This is a genomic window from Saccharopolyspora sp. NPDC002376, from assembly GCF_053593195.1.
This window is the reverse complement of sequence record NZ_JBSFBZ010000017.1, coordinates 48165-69466: the sequence shown is the minus strand read 5'-3', so window position 1 is coordinate 69466 and position 21302 is coordinate 48165. Positions and strand designations below refer to the sequence as shown.

25 protein-coding genes are annotated in these 21302 nt (G+C 67.8%); 10 read left to right on the top strand and 15 right to left on the bottom strand.

Annotated features, from left to right (window positions below; genetic code table 11):
• The first annotated feature begins 14 nt into the window (after nucleotides 1-14).
• Together ACWCO2_RS14380 and ACWCO2_RS14375 are read left to right on the top strand one after the other, a co-directional pair.
• Nucleotides 15-296: a hypothetical protein gene (locus ACWCO2_RS14380; protein ID WP_450128187.1), complete on the top strand. Its 282-nt coding sequence runs from the start codon at nucleotides 15-17 to the stop codon at nucleotides 294-296.
• Nucleotides 297-324: 28 nt separating this feature from the next.
• Nucleotides 325-687, top strand: coding sequence for a hypothetical protein (locus ACWCO2_RS14375; RefSeq protein ID WP_450128186.1), 363 nt, complete (start codon nucleotides 325-327; stop codon nucleotides 685-687).
• Nucleotides 688-915: 228 nt separating this feature from the next.
• Here ACWCO2_RS14375 and ACWCO2_RS14370 read toward each other — a convergent pair whose 3' ends face one another.
• From ACWCO2_RS14370 to ACWCO2_RS14360, 3 genes are all read right to left on the bottom strand, one after another.
• Entirely contained in the window at nucleotides 916-1734 is an 819-nt protein-coding gene (locus ACWCO2_RS14370) for an aminoglycoside adenylyltransferase domain-containing protein (RefSeq protein WP_450128185.1), read from the bottom strand.
• Nucleotides 1735-2011: 277 nt separating this feature from the next.
• On the bottom strand, nucleotides 2012-3160 hold the full coding sequence (locus tag ACWCO2_RS14365) for an aminotransferase class V-fold PLP-dependent enzyme (protein WP_450128184.1): 1149 nt from the start codon (nucleotides 3158-3160) through the stop codon (nucleotides 2012-2014).
• 93 nt (nucleotides 3161-3253) lie between these two features.
• Nucleotides 3254-4234 (bottom strand): LacI family DNA-binding transcriptional regulator, encoded by a 981-nt coding sequence (locus ACWCO2_RS14360; RefSeq protein ID WP_450128183.1) that lies wholly within the window; start codon nucleotides 4232-4234, stop codon nucleotides 3254-3256.
• Between the two features lie 238 nt (nucleotides 4235-4472).
• On the opposite strand from ACWCO2_RS14360, the gene ACWCO2_RS14355 reads away from it, so the two are divergent.
• Nucleotides 4473-5744 carry an FAD-dependent monooxygenase gene (locus ACWCO2_RS14355; protein WP_450128182.1) on the top strand — a complete coding sequence of 424 codons (1272 nt, stop codon included), beginning with the start codon at nucleotides 4473-4475 and terminating at the stop codon, nucleotides 5742-5744.
• A gap of 86 nt (nucleotides 5745-5830) precedes the next feature.
• On the opposite strand, the gene ACWCO2_RS14350 is transcribed toward ACWCO2_RS14355, so the two are convergent.
• Nucleotides 5831-6085, bottom strand: a complete 255-nt coding sequence (locus ACWCO2_RS14350) for a DUF397 domain-containing protein (RefSeq protein WP_450128181.1) — start codon at nucleotides 6083-6085, stop codon at nucleotides 5831-5833.
• A complete protein-coding gene (locus ACWCO2_RS14345) occupies nucleotides 6082-6933 on the bottom strand; it encodes a helix-turn-helix domain-containing protein (protein ID WP_450128180.1) in 852 nt (283 codons plus the stop codon). The genes ACWCO2_RS14350 and ACWCO2_RS14345 overlap by 4 nt, the downstream gene beginning before the upstream one ends.
• Before the next feature lie 122 nt (nucleotides 6934-7055).
• Here ACWCO2_RS14345 and ACWCO2_RS14340 point away from each other — a divergent pair, with 122 nt between their 5' ends.
• Together ACWCO2_RS14340 and ACWCO2_RS14335 are read left to right on the top strand one after the other, a co-directional pair.
• Complete coding sequence (locus ACWCO2_RS14340) at nucleotides 7056-7256, top strand: zinc finger protein (protein ID WP_450128179.1); 201 nt, start codon at nucleotides 7056-7058, stop codon at nucleotides 7254-7256.
• Nucleotides 7253-7489 carry a hypothetical protein gene (locus ACWCO2_RS14335; protein WP_450128178.1) on the top strand — a complete coding sequence of 79 codons (237 nt, stop codon included), beginning with the start codon at nucleotides 7253-7255 and terminating at the stop codon, nucleotides 7487-7489. The genes ACWCO2_RS14340 and ACWCO2_RS14335 overlap by 4 nt, the downstream gene beginning before the upstream one ends.
• Nucleotides 7490-7886: 397 nt before the next feature.
• Here ACWCO2_RS14335 and ACWCO2_RS14330 read toward each other — a convergent pair whose 3' ends face one another.
• From ACWCO2_RS14330 to ACWCO2_RS14305, 6 genes are all read right to left on the bottom strand, one after another.
• Complete coding sequence (locus ACWCO2_RS14330; protein WP_450128177.1) at nucleotides 7887-8477, bottom strand: dihydrofolate reductase family protein; 591 nt, start codon at nucleotides 8475-8477, stop codon at nucleotides 7887-7889.
• A gap of 527 nt (nucleotides 8478-9004) precedes the next feature.
• Nucleotides 9005-9655: a permease prefix domain 1-containing protein gene (locus ACWCO2_RS14325; RefSeq protein ID WP_450128176.1), complete on the bottom strand. Its 651-nt coding sequence runs from the start codon at nucleotides 9653-9655 to the stop codon at nucleotides 9005-9007.
• A complete protein-coding gene (locus ACWCO2_RS14320; protein ID WP_450128175.1) occupies nucleotides 9652-9981 on the bottom strand; it encodes a helix-turn-helix transcriptional regulator in 330 nt (109 codons plus the stop codon). The genes ACWCO2_RS14325 and ACWCO2_RS14320 overlap by 4 nt, the downstream gene beginning before the upstream one ends.
• Nucleotides 9971-10219, bottom strand: a complete 249-nt coding sequence (locus ACWCO2_RS14315; protein ID WP_450128174.1) for a helix-turn-helix domain-containing protein — start codon at nucleotides 10217-10219, stop codon at nucleotides 9971-9973. The genes ACWCO2_RS14320 and ACWCO2_RS14315 overlap by 11 nt, the downstream gene beginning before the upstream one ends.
• Nucleotides 10219-10764 (bottom strand): DUF2975 domain-containing protein, encoded by a 546-nt coding sequence (locus ACWCO2_RS14310; RefSeq protein WP_450128173.1) that lies wholly within the window; start codon nucleotides 10762-10764, stop codon nucleotides 10219-10221. Before ACWCO2_RS14310 ends, ACWCO2_RS14315 begins: the two co-directional genes overlap by 1 nt.
• A gap of 110 nt (nucleotides 10765-10874) precedes the next feature.
• Complete coding sequence (locus ACWCO2_RS14305) at nucleotides 10875-11780, bottom strand: LysR family transcriptional regulator (protein WP_450128172.1); 906 nt, start codon at nucleotides 11778-11780, stop codon at nucleotides 10875-10877.
• Nucleotides 11781-11893: 113 nt separating this feature from the next.
• Between ACWCO2_RS14305 and ACWCO2_RS14300 the strand changes: the two genes are divergently transcribed.
• Nucleotides 11894-12925, top strand: coding sequence for an alpha/beta hydrolase family protein (locus tag ACWCO2_RS14300; protein ID WP_450128171.1), 1032 nt, complete (start codon nucleotides 11894-11896; stop codon nucleotides 12923-12925).
• On the opposite strand, the gene ACWCO2_RS14295 is transcribed toward ACWCO2_RS14300, so the two are convergent.
• A complete protein-coding gene (locus ACWCO2_RS14295) occupies nucleotides 12894-13517 on the bottom strand; it encodes a nitroreductase family protein (RefSeq protein WP_450128170.1) in 624 nt (207 codons plus the stop codon). The genes ACWCO2_RS14300 and ACWCO2_RS14295 overlap by 32 nt on opposite strands.
• Nucleotides 13518-13792: 275 nt before the next feature.
• Nucleotides 13793-14932 (bottom strand): hypothetical protein, encoded by a 1140-nt coding sequence (locus ACWCO2_RS14290; RefSeq protein ID WP_450128169.1) that lies wholly within the window; start codon nucleotides 14930-14932, stop codon nucleotides 13793-13795.
• Between the two features lie 378 nt (nucleotides 14933-15310).
• Between ACWCO2_RS14290 and ACWCO2_RS14285 the strand changes: the two genes are divergently transcribed.
• The 4 genes from ACWCO2_RS14285 (at nucleotide 15311) to ACWCO2_RS14270 (ending at nucleotide 19872) form a co-directional block, all read left to right on the top strand.
• The gene (locus ACWCO2_RS14285) at nucleotides 15311-16579 is read left to right on the top strand and encodes an aspartate kinase (RefSeq protein WP_450128168.1); all 1269 of its coding nucleotides are present in this window, start codon (nucleotides 15311-15313) and stop codon (nucleotides 16577-16579) included.
• On the top strand, nucleotides 16579-17631 hold the full coding sequence (locus ACWCO2_RS14280; RefSeq protein ID WP_450128167.1) for an aspartate-semialdehyde dehydrogenase: 1053 nt from the start codon (nucleotides 16579-16581) through the stop codon (nucleotides 17629-17631). Before ACWCO2_RS14285 ends, ACWCO2_RS14280 begins: the two co-directional genes overlap by 1 nt.
• 148 nt (nucleotides 17632-17779) lie before the next feature.
• Nucleotides 17780-18358: a Uma2 family endonuclease gene (locus ACWCO2_RS14275; RefSeq protein ID WP_450128166.1), complete on the top strand. Its 579-nt coding sequence runs from the start codon at nucleotides 17780-17782 to the stop codon at nucleotides 18356-18358.
• A 38-nt stretch (nucleotides 18359-18396) separates the two neighbouring features.
• Complete coding sequence (locus tag ACWCO2_RS14270) at nucleotides 18397-19872, top strand: gluconokinase (protein ID WP_450128165.1); 1476 nt, start codon at nucleotides 18397-18399, stop codon at nucleotides 19870-19872.
• A 364-nt stretch (nucleotides 19873-20236) separates the two neighbouring features.
• On the opposite strand, the gene ACWCO2_RS14265 is transcribed toward ACWCO2_RS14270, so the two are convergent.
• Both ACWCO2_RS14265 and ACWCO2_RS14260 read right to left on the bottom strand, forming a co-directional pair.
• Nucleotides 20237-20698 carry a GNAT family N-acetyltransferase gene (locus ACWCO2_RS14265; protein WP_450128164.1) on the bottom strand — a complete coding sequence of 154 codons (462 nt, stop codon included), beginning with the start codon at nucleotides 20696-20698 and terminating at the stop codon, nucleotides 20237-20239.
• Nucleotides 20699-20969: 271 nt separating this feature from the next.
• On the bottom strand, nucleotides 20970-21302 hold a 333-nt coding region (locus tag ACWCO2_RS14260), incomplete at its 5' end, for a hypothetical protein (RefSeq protein ID WP_450128163.1).

Sequence of the window (21302 nt, the reverse complement as noted above, 5' to 3'; positions counted from 1 at the left end):
AAGGGAGCGAGTTGATGGCGGCGAAGAAGCGCCAGGGCGGGCTGGCGGTGCTGTTCCACGGGGTGGGCTTCCTGTTCGCCGCGATGCTGGTTCTGCACCTCCTGTTCCGCTTGACCGGGTTCGCCAGCGACGGGCCGCTCGCGGGGTCCGTGGCGCAGGCGGCCGAGCCGCTGGCGCTGTTCTTCCCCGGCCTGCTGTCGGTGGACGCCCCAGCGCTGCAAGTGCTGCTCGACTACGGGTTGGCCGCGTGCTTCTGGGTTCTGGTGGGCGGTTTGCTCGGGCGGGTTTTCGCTTGATCGGCTTCAGGCGTGCCACACTGGATTCGTGGCTGACGACGTGAGCACCGGGGTGCATCGGAGCGGTGTGCGGCGCGCTGATCTGCGGCGCGCGTGGCACCGGGGTCTCGGCGTGTTCATCTCGGTCGTCCGGTGGTTCGGCACGGCGTGCGCCGCGCTGCTGGCGGTGCACGTGGTCCTGACGGTCGGCAACGCCAACCCGGACAACGACATCACCAAGTTCGTGGCGTCCTGGGCGGAACGGCTGGCGCTGGGCTTCCAGGACCTGTTCATGCCGGCGGACCTGAAGCTCGAGGTGATCCTCAACTACGGCGCGGCGGCCATCTTCTGGCTGATCATCACCTCGATGGCGATCAGGATCCTGAGCGCCATCAACGGATCGTCCACATAGGACCCGCCCCTGCGTCGCTGGGCTGTGAGCACCCGGCGTACGGGGAGGGGGATGGTGGACCCTGCACGCCGGGTGCGATGTCGAGGATGGCGTACAAGATCAGCTCGCGGATCAGGAAATCGGCTGATTCAGGGGCCGAGTTGATCGGCCGATCGGCCATGAAAATCCGGCCATCCGGCCGAGTCCGCACAACTGCACCAACTCCTCTCCGATCAACGGGCATTCCTGTCAGCTTCGGTGCCGCTCCGCGTAGTACCGGTGCGCATCGGCGATGACCATCTCGCCGAACGCGAGCACGTCCCGCCAGCGCGCCCCGGGATCCCCGTACAGCGACTGGTCGTTCTCCGCGCGCAGGATGCGCAGGCCCTCCCGCACCACGCGGTGCCACCGCTCGGGGAACATCCGCAGCGCGTGGCGCCCCGCGCCGTCCTTGGACGTGATGTCGCCCGTGGCCAGCGTGTAGTGCAGCCGTGAAACTCCGGTGACCGTCCATGCCGTGGCGTCATCGGTCCGCGAGAACGAGCCGGGCGAGTCGACGAGCCCTGCGGTCCGAGCCAGCAGTTGACCCCAGTACTCGTCGAGGTTGGTGTCCTGCCAAGCGGCCAGCACCTCGTCGTCCGCCCAAACGTCCAGGTCAGCGACGGCCGGACCGCGGCAGACAACGCCGTACCGCGCGAGGGTGTGCCACGTGACCGGACTCAGCCGCTCGCCCGCCGCGCGGAACCGCCCTTCCTCGATGCTCGGCCTGCCGAGGGCGGCGTCCGGCCCGCCGGCCAGGTCCCGCCACGTCAGGTAAGCACCGTCGAAATGCAGCCCAGGATGGCGTTCGCCGAGCTGTGCGTGAACGCGTTCCAGCGCAGCGATCGCCGCAGCGTCCGGTGGCTCTTCGCTCACCGCGACGAAGTCCACGTCGCTCGCGTGCGGCCGGAAGTCCCCGATCGCCACCGACCCTTCCAAGTACAGGCCCGTCACGAGCCCGCCCGCTTCGGCGTCGACCAGTTCCAGGTAGTCGGCAACGACTTCCGCCACGCGCGGATGCAGAGTCATGCACCCAGTCTTCAGTGCTGCCACCGAACGTGATGCCCCGGATCCCGGAAGACTCCCACGAGTTCCAGCGCGCAGCCCGAACTCGCACCGGCGACAAAAGACCCATCGCACTCATAGCCTGCTCCTCTCCAGCGGATGCGTGCTTTCGAGGATGTCGGGAAAACCAACAGCGCAAATCGGCCAAGAGGCCAGCGCGGATCATCTTGCAGGACAACAGATTTCGGCCACTCGACCTAACTCGACCGAGTTGCATCAACCTTGCCGAAATCCCGTGTCGTCAGGAGACTTCGTGGAGGGTGGTGTGGAGTTGTTCGGCGGCTTCCCAGACGTCGACGTAGCGGAGCCAGGCCGGGGCGAAGCTCAGGCGGAGGAGGTCCGGTTCCGCGTGCTCCACGACGACGTCGCGGTCGAACAGCGCGTCCGCGATGTGCTCGGCGTGCTCGTGGCGGAGAACCAGCTGGGAGCCGGTGGGCGCGGCGGATCGGACGATTTCGATCTTCGTGTCCGCGCAGAAGTCGTCCAGGCGGTCCAGGAACAGCTGGACCAGGCCGGCCGTCTTGGCGGCCAGCGCTTCCACCGGGATGCCGGTCAGGATCGACAGTCCGGTGCGGAGTTCGGACACCGACAGCGTCGACGCCGCGCCGGTGAAGCCGTCCGCCAGCGGGTGCAGCACGCCGGCGCGGGTGCACACCGGGAAGCCGTCGTTGTGGCGGTCGGCGACGAAGGAGTAAGCCGGTGCTCCGGCGCCGCCGCCCAGGTAGCGGTGGCCGCAGCCGATGGCGAAATCTGCGCGCCAGCCGCGCAGATCCACGTTCAGCGCACCGGTCGAGTAGCTCAGGTCCCACAGCGCCAGCGCGCCGTGGCGATGGATTTCGGAGGTGATAGCAGCGGAATCGCGCACTGCGCCGGTCCGCAGGTCGGTGTGCGACAGCACCACTACGGCCACTTCGTCGTCCGGGAGGGCGGCGAGTTCGGAGATGTCGTCGAAGAGGTGCAGGCGGCCGCCGATGTAGTCGGCGGCGGACTGGGCGAGGAATCGGTCTGCGGCGAAGCAGTCCCGCCCCATGGCGAGAATCGACCGGCCCGGGCGCAGCCGCGCGGCCGCGAGCAGGGCTTTGAACAGGTTGATCGACGTCGATTCGCCGACCGTGATCTCCTTCGGCGCGGCGCCGATCAGCGGGGCGAGCGCGATCGCGGCGAGCCGGGCTTCGCGGCGCCAGTCGGATTCACCGCGCGGGCGACCGGTGTGCGGTCCGCGTCGGTGCATGACGAAGCGGCGCAGCCGGTCGGTGGTGGTGCGCGCCGGTCCGCCACAGTCGCCGTCGAGGCGGATCAGGCCGGGCGGGAGGTCGTAGCGGACGCGCAGATCGGCGAGCACATCGGCATGGTCGAGCGCTTCGGCTGTTGATCTGGTGCTGGTCCACACGCGTGAATTATTACCGCATTTCCGCACGTAATGTAACGACGGAGGCGGCTGAATCCCGAATTTCGAGTGAATTCACACTTCGCGATCGGATGATCAACGCGGCGCTGCGGTGGTCTTGCCGATGACGAGGTTCACCGGAACCGAGCGATGCCGCGGTTCCGGTGAGCGTCCGTCGACCGCGCTGAGCAGCATGCCGACCGCCGACGAACCGGCCTCTTCGGAGGGCACGTGCAGCGCGGTCGCTTCCGGGACGGCCAGGCCGAGACCAGCGATGTTGTCCGCACAACACATGCTCAACGACTCCGGCACCTGGACACCCAGCTGCGCCAAGCGGTACAGCAAACCGAGGAACAGCGCGCTGTTGTACGCCACCGCCGCGGTGCATTCGGCCTTCAGCAATTCGTCGACGATGTCGCTGCCGGCTTCGAAAGTCGGTGGCAGCGGCCCGAAAGAGACGACCTCGTGCCCGAACCCACGCTGCAATCCCTCCAGACGCCGCGGGTCGGCCCACGATCCTCGCGGTCCGCCGAGGTAGGCGATCCGCCGGTGGCCGAGCTCGGTCAGGTGCGCGCCCAGTTCGCCGAGTCCACCAGGGGTGTCGAGGAGCACCGACGGCACGCCGCGCACCCGCCGGTCGACGAGCACCAGCGGCACGTCCAGCGAGGTGAAAAGCGAACTCGCGCCGCGCGGGGCGATCGCCAGGAAGCCGTCCACCCGGTCGCGCATCCGGTCGATCAGCAGCCGTTCGCGCTCCGGCGATTCGTCGGTGACCACGACCAGCAGGTCATTGCCGGCTTCTTCGGCGGCGCGCTGCGCGCCCGCGATGATCGGCGCGTAGAAGGGGTTCGTCAGGTCCGGCACCAGCAGCGCCAGCAGTCGGCTGCGGCCGGTCGCGAGGGCTTGCGCCGACGGGTGGTAGCGGAAGCCGAGTTCGATCGCGGCGTCGCGGACCCGCTGCCGGGTGCGCTCGGCGACCATCTCCGGCCGCACCAGCGCACGCGACGCGGTCGCCGAGGTCCACGGTCCGGGAGCTGCGCTCGAACTGCTGGAAACGCTGGCGGAGGACAAGCGCATGGCCCGCCGCCACCGCCTCCTGGCCACGCGCGCGCCTGCTCGAAAAGCTCGGTCGGCAAGCGGAAGCCGCTGAGGCGTGCCGCGACGCGGCTCAGCGTACGACCAGTGCACCCGAACGGCGATACTCCGCTGACCAGGCACAACGTTTTGGGGCGGGTGCCGCGGATCACCCAATGCGCGAATGATAAGTTGATCGGTTTCCTTCCAGGCGGAGCCGATGATCCGTTAGCTTCCGGACATGAGAGAGGGAAGCGCGGGCCGAGTGCTCGTTGTAGGAATGGGAGTGAGCGGTACCGCTACTGCTGCGCGATTACGCGCGGCCGGTTGGACGCCGGTGATCGTCGAACGGGCGGCGGAGCGGCGATCAGGCGGCTACTTCATCGTGTTGTTCGGCGCTGGTCACGAGGCTGCCAAGAGGTTGGGGATCCTCGAGCACATGCACGACCGCGCCGGGTCGAAGGACAACCTGGACATCGATCGGCGCGGCGGCGCGAGCACGAGCGCGTCGTTCTCGGATCTGCTGGGCGATCCCTGGCTGATGCTGCGCGGCGACGTCGAGCAGGCGGCTCACGCGGCGTTGCCGGACGACGTCGAGGTGCGGTTCTCGACGGTGCCGACGGCGATCGAGCAGGACGCCGACGGGGTCGACGTGACGCTGCTCGACACGGTGTCCGGCACTGAGGTGACGGAACGATTCGACCTGGTCGTCGGCGCGGACGGCTTGCGGTCGACGGTCCGGTCGCTGGTCTTCGGGCCGCACGAGGACTACCTGCAGCGGCTCGGATACATGATCGCTGCGTTCGAATGCCAGGACAGACCACCGGGTCTCGCGGAGGGCCAGAGCGCCACCATGCTCGAACCCGACCGGTCCATGTGGATCTTCGGTTTCTCCGACAACAAGCCGACGACGCTGCTGACGTACCGGACCGACGACGTCGACGCGGAGTTCGCCCGACCGCCGGCCGACAGCCTTCGAGCCGCCTTCGGGCCGGAACCGCTGGGCGAGTCCCTGACCAGCGCTATCACCGAGTTCGAGGCCAGCGATCAGGCGGTGTTCGACTCGGTGGAGCAGGTCCGCATGGGCTCCTGGCACCGTGGTCGGGTCGTCCTCGTCGGCGATTCCGCTTGGTGCGTCACGCTTTACACCGGCATGGGCGCGTCATCGGGCCTGATGGGCGCGGATCTGCTGGGCACTGCGCTGGAACGGCACGGCGACGTCGAAACCGCCTTGGGGGAGTGGGAGCGCTCGCTACGCCCCTACATCGAATTCTACCTGGACAAGGCTGCTGAGCAGCGCAAATTGTTCGTCGCGGACAGCCGGCTGGAGATCCGGATCCGCAAGCTGACCTCGCTGCTGGCGAAGGTCCCGTTCTGCAAACCCCTGGCAGTGCGGATGCTGCGGATCGACTCGATCCTGGAGAACAAGGGCGCCGACATCGTCGGCAAGATGCTGGCCAGCGTCTCGAAGTCCGACCGCGGCGAGCGCAACACGGTCACCGAGTCCACCTGATCCGGCCCCGTCGCTGCTGCCTCCGCCCCGTGAGTCTTTTGGGTCGTCATAGCAGCCCAAGAGACTCACGGGGCCGGAACCGCAGGTCAGCGCGCGAAGCGCCCAGCCTTGACGGCGGAGACGAAGTCGGCCCACTGAATCGGTGTCGTGACGAAGTACCCGCCGTCCCGATCCTTCGTGTCCCGAACAGCGGCGCCGCCCGATAACGCCCCCACCTCAACGCAGTTGCCGTTCGGTTGGCTGTGGCTGGACTTCTGCCAGCTGGCCACGCGGCCGACCTCGACGCAGGAGTCCCCGTTCTGGCTGTGGCTGGACTTTCGCCAGTTCGTCACGACGGTCATAGCCCTGCCTCCACTTTCTTGCGAACGTTGGCAATATGGGTTCTGGACGCGGTCGGGTCGAGGGCTTGGCCCAGCAGGGTTTCCGCCGCAGTCCGGTACTCGTCGAGATCTGCCTTGTCATGCAAGAAGATTCCCGAAGCCCGTGTCTCGATGTAGACGACAGATGGGCCTTGATCCGAGTCGATCAGTTGGTATGGGCCTTCCAGCCCTGGATGCCAGCTCCGTTCAAACGGAACGACGTGCAGATTCACGTTCTTCAGCTTGTATACGTCCAGCAGGTGTCCGAGTTGTTCGACCATGACATCCGCGGAACCGATCATCTGGTGGAGAGCAGCCTCGCCGATTACGTATGTGATCTGCGGGGCATCGGGTTTGGTGACGACTTCCCGGCGGCCGATGCGTACCGCGATCCGGGTCTCCACTTCGTCTTCTGGCACCCCGCCCGCAGTCATGATTGCGCGCGTGTAGCTCGTTGTTTGCAGAAGTCCTGGCACCAGTAGCGGAGACATGTGAAAGATCGATGTGGCAGTTCGTTCGCACTCCAGGAGCGCGGCGAGGTGTTGACGGTTCTCCGGCAGCGTGATCGCCAGCCATCGTGAGTTGGCGGCTGGCGTGGTCATGTCGAGAACTTCGTCGTAGCGGGCGCCGCTGACTTCGAGTTGGTCCAGGATCCGTGCCACATCAGCCCGTTTGGGCATGCGCTCGCCGGTTTCCCACCTGGACAACGTCCCTGGGGCGCAGCCGATCTGGCTGGCCAACTGGCGTAGGCCCAGGCCTCGTTCCTCGCGCTCGGTTCGTAGCGCTGCGCCCAGTGCGCGTGCCTTGGGGCTGCGGTCGTTGCCTGCCATGGGCAAAGCGTATGTCAGCAAACCAATCGCAACATCACTCGTCAGGGGACTTGGCACGTCCCGGTGTTTCCATGTTTCCTAAATCTCGAAACGAAGAGACGGTTGTTCGAGGAGGTCGCTGGATGCATCCGTTCCACTGGGTTCCTGCGGAAGGTGAGCGGCACGCGAGTCTGGATTCCCGGCCGGGCGGCGGGTATCCGACCGGGATGGAGGTGTCGACGCTGTGCCGGAAGCGGCTGTCGGCGGACAACTCCGAGGTCGGATGGCTGTGGTCCACCTGCCACGACTGCAACGTCGAAGCTCACCGGATGGCCGCGCCGTGAGCGCCGATACCGCCGCGATGGCGGTGCTGCTGCGGCGGACGCAGTGGTTGCTGGACGACTTAGCCCACAACATCGGCGGCGGCCTACTCGACGCCGGTGAACTCACCGACGCCGCCGCTGCGCTAGACGAACTCTCCTTGCTGCTGAAGGAAAAAGCCCCCACGGTCCTGGAAGGAACAGTCGAATGCTCACAGCCCTCCCTTATCTCGCTGCCGTCCCCACGGCGGTCCTGATCGCGATCGTCGCGACCTGGTGCTCGTACCGCCCACAACACGCAGGAAGCGGCGAAGGCGCACTCACCGTCTGGCAACTAGTCGCAGAAGTCGAAGCGGAGCAACGACAACGCGAGCAAACCGGCCGCCACCGCCTCCGCGAACCAGACCCTCCAGCCCCGGAGCCACCTGCGGACCCCGGTCCATCGCTGGAGGTGCAACGCCGAATTCTCCAAGCCCTCCAACGCCTCTGACCCTCGGGCCAACGCCGGAAACCCCCGACCCGGTACCCGGCCCGAGCAGGCCGGTCGGTGCGCCTCCCTCCCTACGCGCCGACCGGCCACCCTGTCCAGATGTCGTGAGCGGCGATGGCCGTAAGAACCACCATCGCCACTCACGACTCATCGGCTTCGGCAGGTCAAGCTCGGGTGTAGTGCAGACCGATTGCTCCGTCAGGCAGAGCGGTGGTTTGGGCCAGGGTCCAGGCCGATGCGGGAATGCCTTCCTTGAACAGGCGCAGGCCGCCGCCCAGCAGCGCAGGGACCATGACGAAGCGCAGGTCGTCGATCAGGTCGGCGTGCAGCAGGGCCTGGATGATGCTCGCGCTGTTGATCACGAGGATGTCCCTGCCGGGGGTGTCCCGGAGGGCTTTGACCTCTGCCTCCAGGTCGCGAGCAATGCGGGAGTTGGCCCAGTCGGCGGTGTCCAGGGTGCGGGAGACCACCACCTTCTCCACGGTGTCCAGGAACATTCCGAGGTCCCGATTGCGGGGGTCGGTGGCCGGGTCACGGGTGATGCCGGGCCAAACGGAGTAGAACCCCTCGTAATTCGTGCGGCCCATCAGCACCGTGCTCGCACCGCGCCAGATGCCTTCGAAGTGGGCGGCAGAGGCCTCGTGCTTCACGTGCTCGTACAGCCAGGCGTCGTGAGCAGGACCCTCGGGGCCACTGGTGTAGCCATCCATGGACATGGTGACCCAGGAAACAACGCGTCGACTCGTCTCCGGCATGGTCGATCCTCTCGCTATCGGCTTCCCCGGTGCAGACCTGCCAACGGGCCGGAACTCATCGCTGCCGGGTAGTGATGCAAAAGCGGTTCGCTAGAACCACCATCGCCACTCGCGACTGCTAGAACGCCAAATTCTCCAAGCCCTCCAACGCCTCTGACCCTCGGGCCACCGCCGGAAACCCTCCCGACCCGGCCCTGGTCCGAGCAGGCCGGTCGGTGCGTCTCCCTCCCTGCGCACCGACCGGCCACCCCCGTCAGTTCAGGACGACTTCTGGTTGTCGAGCGCCTCGCGCAGGAGGTCGGCGTGCCCGGCGTGCTGGGCGGTTTCGGGATGACGTGCAGCAACACCTGGCGCACGCTCCATGTTGCACCCGGCTCGCACACCTGGCCCGCCGCTATGCCGCAACCAGCGCCGAGTCGGCCCGCAGTGGGTGATCCCAATTTTAGGGAAATTTGGGATCACCACCCGCACGGCGGAACGCGCACTGGTGTCCGCACCTGCGGCGATCCCGTCGGGTGGGGCTCGTTCTAAAAGGAGGGTTGGAGTGTGAGCTCGGTGCGGCGGACGCATTCGCGGCAGGCGAGGGCCGACAACGCCAGCACCACGTGCGAGCCGACTGCGACCACGCAGGAGAGCGCGATCAACGGCCACGTGATGTGCAGCGGGGCTGTGATGGCCAGCGCCACTGCGGCGAACGGCATCGCCACGCTGGCCGTGCCGCTCGCCCAGCTCACGAGCGTCGGCAGGCCCTGCGGCACGGGGACCCAGCGGGTCAGGATCCCGGTGGTGGCGAGGGCGCCCACTGCGAGAGCTGCCGCTGTTGCCGCGACGGCGGCCATGAGCTGCACCGTTGCCGGAAGTTGCCAGCCCTCGGTGGTCCAGGTCAGGTGTCCGCAGGTGATCAGGAATCCGACGACGATGATCAGGTTGGTCGAGGTCTGGCGGGTCTGGGCGATCGTCAGCTCCTGTTGGCAGCTCGGCGCGAGCTCGTCCACGGTGCCGAACTCGCGCAGCGCCCGCTCGACGGCCTGCTCGTGCGGCACGCCGTAGCTGCTGTGCGCGGCGATGGTGTCCGCGAGGCCGTCGCGGATCTCGTCGACCAGCCGGGACTTGACCCGCGCCGGGCCGCGCAGCGTCGTCGTCAGCTCCGCCACGTACTGCTCGATGCGATCGTTCATGTCGCACGTCTGAGGTTGAGCACCGAGCCGATCGCAGCGGTGAACCCGTCCCACGCGCTCCGCTCGGCGCCGAGGCCGCGACGCCCGGAGTCGGTGAGCTCGTAGCAGCGCCGCCGCCGCTCGCCGATGGACTGCCAGCTGCTGCGCAGCATCCCGAGTCGCTCCAGCCGGTTCAGCGCCGGGTAGACCGTGCCCGTGCGCAGCCCCAGCGCGCCGCCGCTGCGGCGTTGAACCGCGGTGATGATCGCGTAGCCGTGCAGCGGGCCGGATTCGAGCGCCGCGAGCAGTAGCCCGTCCAGGTGTCCTCGCACCGCATCAGCCCTCATGGCCCGACACCCTACCGAGTGACTGACAACTGAGCAGGTCACCGGGCTGGCAGCCGAGCTCCCGGCAGATCGCGGTGAGCGTGCTGAAGCGGATCGCCTTGGCCCGGTCGTTCTTCAAGATCGAGAGGTTCGCGACCGTCACGTTCACGCGCGCGGCGAGCTCGGCGAGCGTCATGCCGCGCTCTTCGAGCAGGCGATCCAGGTGGCACTCGATCTGGTGCTCCTGCTCGGGCGGCATCAGACGAGTCCTTCGGTGTCGGCGCGCAGGCTCGTCCCGTTGCGGAACGCTGCGGCAGCGGCCGCGATGAGTAGGCCCAAGAACACCGGACCCGACTGGAAGCTGGTGCCGATCTGGACGGCGTCCGCGGACGGAGTCCCGCTGACCAGCAGATCCGTGGTGATCATGTCCGTCAGCGGGACGAGGAGGCCTTGCAGCACGACGGCCATCGCGATGACCATCAGGCGAGTCGCGTTGGCCGCGGCGAAGGGTTCGCCGGCGCGGAAGGTCCGGGCGATCCGGAGCAGGATCGCGAGGATCGCCAGGAGCAGCAGGCTGTCGACGAGGTCGGGCAGGGCCAGCAACAGCCGGTCGGCGAAGCCGGGGACGGCGAAGACGAGCTCGGCGTGGTTGGTGCCGCGCAGCGTGACGGCGCCCGGCGGGGCGGGCAGGTGCGCGGGCTCGGTGAGCTGCACTTCGCGGATGTTGGTCGCCGGCAGCAGGCCGGTCACGCCGAGGAGCGGGAAGAGCACGCCGAACAGGCCGGCCAGCAGCATCCCGAGCACGATGACTCCTTCTAAAACGCGGCTGTCGATCCGCGACCACCAAGACGCCTTCATCGTGGAACCCCCGTCCATATCGTTTCTCGATATTATCGAAAAACGATATGGACGGGTCAATGAGGGAGCCAGTGCTGGGCGGGGTCGTAGTTGAGCCAGTCGCGTTCGGCGGCGATGTCGGTGCAGGCGCGGCGGAGAGCGCCGAGCAGGCGATCCCGATTGCCGCGCCGCCCCACCAGCGACCAGGCGTAGAGCGGAGTCGGGCGGACTAGGCGGATCCGGCGCACGCTCTCCGGTGTTGCCACGCCGTTGGGCAGGATCGCGACGTGATCCGGTTCTGCGCGGACGCGGTCGAGGAAGTGGTCCAGGCCCAGGTTGACGCCGGCGGGTTCGGCGGTGAGCGCGAACTCGGCGGCGAAGCGGTCGAGGAAGTCCAGGCGGTCGAGCGCGGCCGGGCACCAGAGCGTGCTTTCGCGCAGGTCAGCGGGGCGGAGTTCCGTTCTGTCCGCCAGGGGATGTCTTGAGCTGACGATCGCGTCGACCGGTTCCAAGCGCACCACCTGGTGCTCGAAGTCCTTGCCGAGCTGGTGTGCCCGGCCGAATCCCGCGTCGATCTCGCCGAGCGTCAGCGCTTTTGTCGCGGCCGTGAGATCTCGGCTTCGTCCGAGTTCGACGCGCAGCCCAGCGCTCTCGATGACGAGCCCGATCGTTCGCGTCGGTGCGTACAGGTGGCCCCACACGTCGAGGCGCAGCGACCGTTCTTCGCGTCGGGCCTCCGCGACGGCGAAGTCGGCGGCAGCGAGGGTTTGCTGCGCCGGTTCCAGGAATCGCAGGCCTGCCTCGGTCAGCCCCACGGCGCTGCGGCCGCGGTCGAAAAGTCTGGTGCCCAATTGGTTCTCCAGTCGGGAGATCCGCTTGGACAGCGCCTGCTGGCTGATGAACAGCTGCTCCGCGGCGCGCCCGAAGTGCAGTCGGCGGGCCGCGGCGACGAACGCCCGCACCTGAGCGAGATCGAGATCCACCGTGTTCACCTCGAACGACAACCGTTGGTTGTGCCAGCGTACGGATCGCTGTTGGACCACTGCGGGGTTTTCGATGTCTGCTGGTTCAGAACCGAATGCCAGCAAGGGGAGTCATGAACACCTTCTTCGACCAGCCCGATCTCCTCCCCGGATTCGCGGACCTCAACCGCTCGCGGGCCATCGCAGCGGGCATCGATCCGTTCCAGTACGACGCGGTGACCGGTGGGCTGACGTCGATCCGGGATTGGCCCGGCGCCTTCGTCGGCACTGGTCAGGAACACCTCGCGCGTGCCGAGCGGTCGCAGGCCGTCGATGCGTATCGCGATGCTGCGTTGTGGTTCCACTTCGCGACCGTGCTCCCGAACCCCGATCTCGACGAGCACGCCGCCGCTGCTTCGGCGTCCGCTGAGGCTTTGCGTTGCGCCGAGCCGGAAGCCGAGCACATCGTCGCGCCCGAGTTCGCCGGAATCCTCCGACGTCCGGCGACCCGTGCTCCCGTCGTCGTGCTGATCCCGGGCATGAACTCCGGGAAGGTCGAGTTCATGACGATCGCGGACAACCTGCTCAGTCGAGGCGTCGCGGTCCTGGCGATCGACGGGCCGGGGCAAGGCGAGCTGGCCACGACCAGCTTTTGGGAACCCGCGTACCAGAAGGTCATCCAGCGTGCGCTCGACGCCATCGCTGATCGGTCAGATGTGGACGGACAGCGAGTCGCGGCCATGGCGCTGAGCATGGGTGGCTACCTGGGAGCGCTCGCGGCGGCGCACGAACCGCGCATCCGCGCGCTGGTCAGCGTCAGCGGCCCGTCGGCGCTGGACTGGGATCAGCTGGCGCCGTACGTGGTGGACACCTTCACGCTCCGCACGGGCAGTCCTGCTGCCGCGCGGGACTTCGCTGATCGGATCAACGCCGCCGAGATCGCTCCGCGCATCGACCAGCCGATGCGGGTCATCGACGGTGGCCTCGACGTGATCCCGGGCGTCACAAACGCCGAACCACTGGCTCAGGCGCCGAACGCGGAGTACGTCCTCATCCCGGAGGGCAACCACCTGCTGGAGAACGTGCGCTGGAAGTGGCTCCCGGACGCGGCCGACTGGCTCGTCGACCGCGTGATCAGAACCGGGGGTGGCCCCAGACGTCGGTGAAGACCAGCTCCGACAGGGGCTTGCGGACGCGCTGGCGCAGCTCCTTCTCCTGCAGCCGTTCGGGCATCCCTTCCATCGTTCCGAGCGCGCCGACCGCGACGGCGACGATCGGCTCGAACTCGGCCGGGATGCCGAACTCGGCGCGCGCCACGTCCCGGTCGAACCCGGCCATCTGGTGCCCGTAGAGCCCCTCGGCAACCGCCTGGAGCACGAGGTTCTCCGTGGCCAGGGCAAGCCCGTATTCGCCGTAGGGCATCGGCTCGCCGTCCTCGTCGACCACCCGGGCCACGCCGATCGCCAACGCGGCGGCGTTGCTGGTCCAGCCCTTGTTCCCGCGCGACAGCGTGCCGTGGATCCGGTCGAAGGTCGGCTCGCCGCGACGCGCTGCGATGTAGCGCGCGGGCTGGGTGTTGCCCCATGACGGAGCCCACCGAGCAGCCTCGAACAGTGCGGTGAACTGGTCATCGGTCAACGCCGTCGCCGGATCCAGCGCGCGCGGGCTCCAACGCTCGCCCAGCAGCGGATGGACCGGCACGGAAGTCTCCGCGGGCTTGCTCGCCGGAACCTCCACCGCGTACTCCTCAGCGGTCACGGCCACCTCCCAAGTTGATGCCCGCGAGTCTGTCGACCCGGGCCACCGCTGTCCACCTGGGTCAGGACCTGTTTTTGAACTCGTTTTGCGTGGCGGTGCGGGTAGCGGAACCTCAGCGCCCGCCTGGACTGCGGGTGCCCAGACTTATGTATGGCCAATACGCGGCGTCAGGGCCGTCCTCGTCAGACGAACGCTGAGAACCCGCGGCGGTGCCAGCGCCGAGGGTGGGCTATGCGCCTACGGCGCATCAAAAGCAAAGGATCAAAAACAGGCACTTAGATGGCGTACTGCCAGGCCGTGAGGGAGTAGGCGCCGAACCAGGAGCCGAAGAAGACGATCAGGATCGCGGTCGTCACCGCCGTGCTCGTCCGGCGCCTCGACAGCCCGATCGCGACCGGGATGAGCAGCGGGAACGCCGGCAGCATCAGGCGGACCTTGGAGTACATCAAGCCGTCCGAACCCAGGTCCAGCACCAGCACCGCGGCGGCGAACAGCAGCAACGGCCACGGCATCCGGCTGCGCAGGAGGAGCACCAGCAGCACCACGGCGGTCAGCACGATCCACGTCGTGAAGGTCTCGAAGACCGACTTGTTCGTGGTCAGCGACTCGAGGACGAACTTCGCGGTGACGATCCCGCCGTCGAAGTGCGACGACCAGCCGCGCTGCTGGAGCGCGAAGTACCCGGTCGCGCTGCCGGTCTGCACACCGACCCAGCCGATGTAGAGCAGCATCCCGCTCGGTGCGAGCAGCATCGCCAGCCACGGCCGCCAGGTGTCCTTGCGCTGCACGATCGCGACCAGCGCGGCGAGCCCGATCACACCGATCAGCGCCGCGGCGGTCGGCCGAACCAGGCCGGAGGCGGCGCAGCACAGCCCCGCTAAAAGCCAGTTCCGCTCGATGACCCCGATCAGCGCCCAGATCGCCAAGGCGCAGAACAGGGCCTCCGAGTAGGCCATCGACAGCACCACTGACATCGGCGCCGCCGCGAACAGCACGACCAGCAGCAGCCCGACCCCGTCGGATCCGCCGAGCCGGCGTCCCAGCCGGGCTAGCCCGTAGGCCGCGGCGACCCCGCAGGCGAGGCTCGCGATGATCGCGCCGCCGGTCGCGGTGACCCCCGGGATCAGCGAGAACGTCATGATCAGCAGCGGGTAGCCGGGGAAGAACGCCAGCGGCGTCTCGGGATAGCGGTGGCCGAACCCGTCCACCATGCTCGGGTCGACGCCGCCGTACCCGTGCTGGGCGATCTCGAGGTACCACTGCCCGTCCCACGCGCGCAGGTTGTCGAGGAGCGCCTCATCGTTGGCCGCGGACAGCCAGGCGAGCACCAGCAGGCCGATCAGCCGAATTGCGAGGTAAACCACAGCTGGCGCAGCAGCGATGATCAGCCGGCGCTGCTTGGGTGAGCTGTCCAACAGCCGTTCCAGGGACGTGAATCCGGATTGTTTCCGCTGGGTAGCGGTGCTGTTTCCGAGATCGCCCCGGGGTGGCTCGATCGCACCTGGAGTGGTGGACAACCCAGTCCTCCGCGCTTGTCGACAATCGAGGTTCACAGCGTAGTGGCGAAGGTTGGGGCTGGGGTCGGGCGGTATCGGTTCGGTAGGCTATTCCGGCAGCGGAGCGACCTGCTAGGAGGCCGTTTCGGCCGGTCCGGCCGACGCTGCCCGACTGCTGTAGGTCGCTGGGGCATTTCGGCGCGCCCTCGTGGTGCGTTGGCGCTCTTCGCCGCCGGTGTCAGTACGGGGACAACCCGTGCCCGGGACGACCGCAGTGGTCGAGGAGGTTTATTTCACGTGGCGCTCGTCGTCCAGAAGTACGGCGGTTCCTCGCTCGAGAGTGCCGATCGCATCAAACGGGTGGCCGAACGGATCGTCGAGACCCGCAAAGCGGGCAACGACGTCGTGGTGGTCTGCTCGGCGATGGGTGATACCACGGACGAGCTGCTCGACCTCGCCAAACAGGTCAACCCGTCAGGTCCACCTGAGCGCGAACTCGACATGTTGCTGACCGCCGGGGAGCGGATCTCCAACGCGCTGGTCGCGATGGCCGTCGAGTCGCTCGGTGCCGAAGCCCGCTCGTTCTCCGGGTCGCAGGCCGGGGTGATCACCACCTCGGCGCACCAGAACGCCCGGATCATCGACGTCACGCCGGGTCGCGTGCAGGAAGCGCTGGACCAGGGCCAGGTCGTCCTGGTCGCCGGTTTCCAGGGCGTGGCCCAGGACACCAAGGACATCACCACGCTCGGCCGGGGCGGCTCGGACACCACCGCGGTCGCGGTGGCGGCAGCCATGAACGCCGACGTGTGCGAGATCTACACCGATGTCGACGGCGTCTACACCGCCGACCCGCGCATCGTGCCCGACGCCAAGCGCCTCGAGCACATCACCTACGAGGAGATGCTGGAGATGGCGGCCACCGGCGCGAAGGTCCTGCACCTCCGCGCGGTCGAGTACGCCCGTCGCTACGGCGTGCCGCTGCACGTCCGCTCGTCCTACTCACCCAAGCCCGGTACGACCGTGTCCGGCTCAGTGGAGGATCTTTCCGTGGAACAAGCCATGATCACCGGCGTCTCGCACGACCGGTCGGAGGCGAAGGTCACCGTGCGCGGTGTGCCGGACAACCCCGGCGTCGCGGGGCGGATCTTCCGCGTGGTCGCCGACGCCGAGATCGACATCGACATGGTGCTGCAGAACGTCTCCAGCACCGACTCGGGTCTCACCGACATCACCTTCACCGTGGCGCGCAGCAACGGTGCGGTGGCGGTCGCCGAGCTGGAGAAGATCAAGGACGAGGTCGGCTTCGACAAGGTCGTCTACGACGACGAGGTGGGCAAGGTCTCGCTGGTCGGCGCCGGGATGCGCTCGCACCCGGGCGTCACCGCGACCTTCTGCGAGGCGCTGTCCAACGCCGGGGTGAACATCGACATCATCAACACCTCGGAGATCCGCATCTCGGTGCTGATCCAGGACACCCAGCTCGATGACGCCGTGCGTGCGCTGCACAACGCGTTCGAGCTCGGTGGCGACGAAGAAGCTGTGGTTTACGCGGGGAGTGGTCGCTGATGGCACCGACGCTGGCAATCGTGGGTGCCACCGGAGCGGTGGGCACCGTGATGATCGGCATCATCAACAACCGGGAATCGGTGCCGTGGGGCGAGATCCGGTTGATCGCCTCCGCTCGGTCGGCGGGCAAGAAGATCACCGTGCGCGGCGAGGAGCACACCGTCGTGGAGCTCGCGCCGGAGGCGTTCGACGGCGTGGACATCGCGCTGTTCGACGTGCCGGACGAGGTCTCCGCGCAGTGGGCCCCAGTGGCCGCTGAGCGCGGCGCGATCGCGGTGGACAACTCCGGTGCGTTCCGGATGGACCCCGACGTGCCGCTGGTGGTGCCCGAGGTCAACGCCGACAAGGCTGCGGACCGTCCGAAGGGCATCATCGCCAACCCGAACTGCACCACGCTGTCGATGATGGCGGCGCTGGGCGCGCTGCACCGCGAGTTCGGCCTGCGCGAGCTGGTTGTCTCCTCCTACCAGGCCGCTTCCGGTGCTGGTCAGGAAGGCATCGACCGGCTGCAGGCGGAGATCGCCGCGGTGGCCGGCAAGGGTGTCGGATCGCGCGCTGGTGACGTCGCCGAGGCGCTGGCCGCGGCCGGGCTGCCGGCGGAGACGCCGTTCAAGGCGCCGCTGGCGCTGAACGTGGTGCCGTGGGCGGGTTCGCGCAAGGACGACGGCTGGACCTCGGAGGAGCTGAAGGTCCGCAACGAGTCCCGCAAGATCCTGGGCATCCCGGAGCTGAAGGTCTCCGCGACCTGCGTCCGCGTGCCGGTTGTGACCACGCACTCGCTGGCGGTGCACGCCACCTTCGAGCGGGAGGTGACCCTCGAGCAGGCGCGCCGGGTGTTCGAGGCACAGCCGACGATCGTCCTTCAGGACGACCACGACAACGGCGTCTTCCCGACTCCGGCCGAGGTCGTCGGCGAGGACCCGACCTACGTGGGTCGCGTCCGCCAGGCGCTGGACTTCCCGAACACGCTGGACTTCTTCGTCTGCGGTGACAACCTCCGCAAGGGCGCGGCGCTCAACACCTACGAGATCGCCGAAACCCTCGCGAAGTAAGCGTTGGGGCTCGACAGGGCGCCTTCCTCCTGGCTGCGGGAGGGAGGCGCCTTTTCGTTGCGCCACAACGGATTCAAGATTCATTCGAACGTGTGTTCAAGTCCAATTCTCCTTGAAGTCGGCGCGCACCTCTCGCCACAGTGGACCCATGAACACCGTCTCGTGGCCCGATCACCTGCTGACCTTGGACGAATTCGTGGCGCTCCCGGAGGACAACTCACGCCACTACGAACTACAGGAAGGAGTGCTGACCGGCGCGCCCCGGCCTGACGGGTGGCACCAGCGCGTCGCGTGCTCGTTGGCCAGTGCGCTGGATGACGCACTGCCTTGCGGGTGGGAGCCGATATTCAGCGTCGAAGTCGTCGTCGAGGAACGGTGGCCTCCTACGGTTCGAGTCCCGGACGTGGCCATCGTGCCGACGAGGCTGATCGACGAGGACGGTCGGTTGCTGTTCGCTTCGGATCTTCTCGGCGTGGTCGAGGTGACCGCGCCGGGATCCAGAACGCTCGACACCGTGACGAAGCGAAGCGAGTACGCCGCAGCGGGAATTCCCTTTTACTGGAATGTCGATCTGGGGCCGCCGGTGACGCTCACCGACTACCGGCTGGGGGGTGACGTTTACCGCATCGGCTGGCGGGGCGGCGGTCGGTTCGTGTCGGCCGAGTCCGTGCGGGTATGCCTTGACCTGGACTTGCTCGGTTATCGGCGGCGAAGCTCCGTGCCCTGAGCGCATTGGCTGCTCCGTTCGGTGGATAGGTTGGGGGCATGAGCTCTGCCTCGGTTGTTCTCGGCATCGATCTCGGCACCACGGCGACGAAGGTCGTCGCGGCGGGTGTCGACGCTCGCGTGCTGCACCACACCGAGCGCGGGTATCCGCTGCGGACCGACGAGCCCGGCGAGGCGACGCAGGACGCCGTGCAGGTGCGGGACGCCGCGATCGAGGCGTTGGCCGAGTGCGTGGCTTGGGCGAAGGAGCACGGGCACGAGGTGGCCGGGCTGTCGTTCAGCACGGCGATGCACACGCTGGTCGGGCTGGACTCGTCCGGCGCTCCGGCCACGCCGGCGTTCAACTGGGCGGACACCCGTGCGGCCGAGGTCGCGGCGCGGATCCGGTCCGATCATGAGGCGTCCGCCGCGCTGCACCGGGCGACCGGGACGCCGGTGCACACCCAGTCGGTCATGGTGAAGCTGGCCTGGCTGACCGGGAGCCGTCCCGACCTGACCCGCGATGTGGTGCGTTGGTGCGCGCTGAAGGACTTCGTCGTCGCGGACTTCGTCGGGGAGCTCGTCACCGAGTATTCGCTGAGCTCCGGCAGCGGGCTGCAGAACATGTCGACGCTGCAGTGGCACGAGCCGGCGCTGGAGGTCGCGGGCATCCGCGCCGAACAGCTGCCGGAGATCCACTCGCCGACGACGACCGTGCCGCTGAAACCGCAGGTAGCGAAGGCTGTTGGGCTGCCCGAGGGGCTGCCGGTCGTGCTCGGCGGCGGTGACGGTCCGCTGGCCAACCTCGGTGTCGGCGCGGTGAGTCCGGGCGTGGCCGCGCTGTCGCTGGGTACCAGCGGGGCGCTTCGCGTGACCCGCGACAAACCGGGCGTCGACGAGCGGTGCCGGACGTTCAGCTACGCGCTGGCCGATGGGCTGTGGGTGATCGGCGGTGCCGTGAGCAACGGTGCGGTCGCGGCGCAGTGGGCGTCCGAGGTGTTCGGCGTGGACGTGGCGGACCTGCTCGACGAAGCGGCAGCCGTGCCGCCCGGAGCGGACGGGCTGATCGCCCTGCCGTACCTGCTCGGTGAGCGCGCGCCGTGGTGGGAACCGGGCCTGACCGGCTCGTTCCTGGGCCTGCGGCGCTCGCACGGACGCGCCCAGATGACCCGCGCGGTCATCGAAGGCGTGGCGCAGCAGCTGGCTCTGGTGCTCGACGCGGTGCGCGACTCCGGGGCGGAGGTGCATGCGGTGCGGGCCACCGGCGGTGGCTTCCGGAGCCGGGTCTGGGCGGACGCCATCGCGTCGGCGCTGGACATCGAGCTGGACCTGGCGGAGGGCAGCGGCGGCTCCGGCCTCGGCGCGGTGCTGCTCGGCTGGCGAGCCCTCGGCGAGTTCGACTCGCTGGCGCGAGCCGCTGAACTGGTCGTCCTGGAAGGCAAGGCCACTCCGAACCCGGAGGCGGCCCGCCTGATGGCGAGCCGCCGACCGCTGGTCGAGCGCATCTACGAAACCGTCCGCGACCTGCCCCTTTGATCTCGAGCGGTCCACGCTCCGACCGGGTGAGCCAAGCACCACTCCGCATTTTTCTTGACTCATTCCAGAGTTTTCGTGTGATACTGATGGTCAGCTGCTGACTGCGGCAACCACCACGCATGAAGGCCTGGGACCCCCGACTCCCAGGCCTCCTTGCTTTTCAGGGGTCGAACCCGCTGATCAGGGGTGCTGTCCGGGCTGGTCGGCGATCGAGACTTCCAGCTGGGCCGAGACTCCGTACCGAGGAGCTGGGCGTCTGGCATACATAAGTCTGGGCACCCGCAGTCCAGGCGGACGCTGAGGTTCCGCTACCCGCAGCGCCACGCAAAACGAGTTCAAAAACAGGTTCTAAAACTGACCGTGATCAGGCCTGGTGAGGTAGGGGGATGCCGAGGTTGACGGTGAGGGGATCGTCCGCGTAGTAGCTGTACGGCTCGACTTCGGTGTATCCGGCCGAGCGGTAGAGGGCTAGTGCTGCTGGGTGGCGTTGGTTGGTTTCCAGCACCATTTCCGAAGCTCCGTCTGCGGCGGCGGAGTTCTCCAGCCAGGTGAGGATTGCGCGGGAGTATCCGTTGCCGCGGTGTTCGTCGGGGACGTACATGCGCTTGAGCTCAGCGCGTCCGTCGCCGATGTGGCGCCAGCCGCCCATGGCCGCCGCGGTGTTGCCCTCGTAGCCGACGCAGAAACCGCCGGACGGCGGGCTGAACTGGGCGGCGCTGGTGGGCGATTCAGCCGGCGAGCCGTAGATCCGCGCGTACTCCGCCTGCAACCGAGCAACGAGCGCAACCACGTCGGCATGGTCGAACGCGCGCTGGACGATGTCCACAACAACCCTCCGAAAGTCGAGCCCCAACGCCCCCGCGGCGAGTCGAGAGGCTTCCAAATTTAGGGAAATTTGGAAGCCCTGGCCCCCGTCGGGTGACTCGGAGGCTTCCAAGTTTAGGGAAATTTTGGAACCCTCAGGGCGTCCACTGCGGAGGGTTAGTGGCGGGAGTGGGCTCCGGGGGTGTCTTGGCTGCCTTGGTGGGTTGGTGGGGTTTGGGGGGCTTGGTGTTGTGCTGCGCGTCGGCGGCGGGGTTCGACGCGTTGGGGTTGGACTATCTGCGTTTGTCCTGGTCGGGGGTAGGACTGGTCGTCCTGGGAATGTGCTGATTGGGCGCGGCGGGCGCCTCTTTGGGGTTGTGCGGCCTGCGGCTGCGCGGGCTGCTGCTTCGCGGCCTGCGGTTGCGCAGCGTGTGACTGGGCATCGTGTGCTTGCACGGCTTGAGCCTGCGCAGCCTGTGCATGAGTGGCTTGTGCTTGCGCTGCCTGAGCTTGCGCAGCCTGTGCTTGAGAGGCTTGTGCTTGCGCTGCCTGAGCTTGCGCAGCCTGTGCTTGAGAGGCTTGTGCTTGCGCTGCCTGAGCTTGCGCGGACTGTGCTTGAGAGGCTT

Excerpts from the sequence above, each read along its gene's own strand:
- ACWCO2_RS14380 (WP_450128187.1), top strand. The coding sequence starts at position 15 with ATGGCGGCGAAGAAGCGCCAGGGCGGGCTGGCGGTGCTGTTCCACGGG.
- ACWCO2_RS14370 (WP_450128185.1), bottom strand. The coding sequence starts at position 1,734 with ATGACTCTGCATCCGCGCGTGGCGGAAGTCGTTGCCGACTACCTGGAA.
- ACWCO2_RS14360 (WP_450128183.1), bottom strand. The coding sequence starts at position 4,234 with ATGCGCTTGTCCTCCGCCAGCGTTTCCAGCAGTTCGAGCGCAGCTCCC.
- ACWCO2_RS14355 (WP_450128182.1), top strand. The coding sequence starts at position 4,473 with ATGAGAGAGGGAAGCGCGGGCCGAGTGCTCGTTGTAGGAATGGGAGTG.
- ACWCO2_RS14350 (WP_450128181.1), bottom strand. The coding sequence starts at position 6,085 with ATGACCGTCGTGACGAACTGGCGAAAGTCCAGCCACAGCCAGAACGGG.
- ACWCO2_RS14345 (WP_450128180.1), bottom strand. The coding sequence starts at position 6,933 with ATGGCAGGCAACGACCGCAGCCCCAAGGCACGCGCACTGGGCGCAGCG.
- ACWCO2_RS14340 (WP_450128179.1), top strand. The coding sequence starts at position 7,056 with ATGCATCCGTTCCACTGGGTTCCTGCGGAAGGTGAGCGGCACGCGAGT.
- ACWCO2_RS14330 (WP_450128177.1), bottom strand. The coding sequence starts at position 8,477 with ATGCCGGAGACGAGTCGACGCGTTGTTTCCTGGGTCACCATGTCCATG.
- ACWCO2_RS14325 (WP_450128176.1), bottom strand. The coding sequence starts at position 9,655 with ATGAACGATCGCATCGAGCAGTACGTGGCGGAGCTGACGACGACGCTG.
- ACWCO2_RS14320 (WP_450128175.1), bottom strand. The coding sequence starts at position 9,981 with ATGAGGGCTGATGCGGTGCGAGGACACCTGGACGGGCTACTGCTCGCG.
- ACWCO2_RS14315 (WP_450128174.1), bottom strand. The coding sequence starts at position 10,219 with ATGCCGCCCGAGCAGGAGCACCAGATCGAGTGCCACCTGGATCGCCTG.
- ACWCO2_RS14300 (WP_450128171.1), top strand. The coding sequence starts at position 11,894 with ATGAACACCTTCTTCGACCAGCCCGATCTCCTCCCCGGATTCGCGGAC.
- ACWCO2_RS14280 (WP_450128167.1), top strand. The coding sequence starts at position 16,579 with ATGGCACCGACGCTGGCAATCGTGGGTGCCACCGGAGCGGTGGGCACC.
- ACWCO2_RS14275 (WP_450128166.1), top strand. The coding sequence starts at position 17,780 with ATGAACACCGTCTCGTGGCCCGATCACCTGCTGACCTTGGACGAATTC.
- ACWCO2_RS14270 (WP_450128165.1), top strand. The coding sequence starts at position 18,397 with ATGAGCTCTGCCTCGGTTGTTCTCGGCATCGATCTCGGCACCACGGCG.